This window comes from Citrobacter sp. TBCS-14 (assembly GCF_005280805.1).
Taxonomy (GTDB): domain Bacteria; phylum Pseudomonadota; class Gammaproteobacteria; order Enterobacterales; family Enterobacteriaceae; genus Citrobacter; species Citrobacter gillenii.
The window spans coordinates 1-558 of sequence record NZ_SZWM01001177.1; the positions used below are offsets into that span (position 1 = coordinate 1).

Annotated in this window: 2 protein-coding genes; both read left to right on the top strand. The window is 54.2% G+C overall.

What is annotated here, in order from left to right; genetic code table 11:
• A partial coding sequence (locus tag FDX22_RS24655; protein ID WP_146717927.1) for a 50S ribosome-binding protein YggL occupies positions 1–242 on the top strand: 242 nt, incomplete at its 5' end.
• Positions 239–558, top strand: a 320-nt coding sequence (locus tag FDX22_RS24660) for a DUF2884 family protein (protein ID WP_146717928.1), incomplete at its 3' end; no start/stop codon positions are given. The genes FDX22_RS24655 and FDX22_RS24660, both read left to right, overlap by 4 nt.

Genomic DNA, 558 nt, shown 5'->3' on the forward strand with positions numbered 1-558 from the left:
AAATCGTTGATGACTTTATCAATGAAGTTATCGAACCGAACAAGCTGGCTTTTGACGGCAGCGGCTATCTGGCCTGGGAAGGTCTGATCTGTCTGCAGGAAATCGGCAAATGCACCGAAGAACACCAGGCAATCGTGCGTAAGTGGCTGGAAGAGCACAAACTCGAAGAAGTGCGTACCAGCGAACTTTTCNGCACAGGGTCGGCAAATGCCGGCCCGATTTGTCTTGAGGGAAAGATATGATGCGCAAAACGCTGCTGGCGGCAGTCCTAACGTTCACGGCGATGGCCGCACATGCAGATTACCAGTGCAGCGTCACCCCACGTGACGATGTTATTTTGAGCCCGCAAACGGTGCAGGTGAAAGGCGAAAACGGCGACCTGGTGATTACCCAGGCCGGTGATGTCACCTTCAACGGTAAACAGTACACCCTGAATGCTGCACAGCGTGAGCAGGCCAAAGATTATCAGGCGGCATTGCGAAGCAGCCTGCCGTGGATTGACGAAGGTGCCAGAGCGCGCGTAGAGAAAGGTCGCGTGGCGCTGGATAAAATCATCGC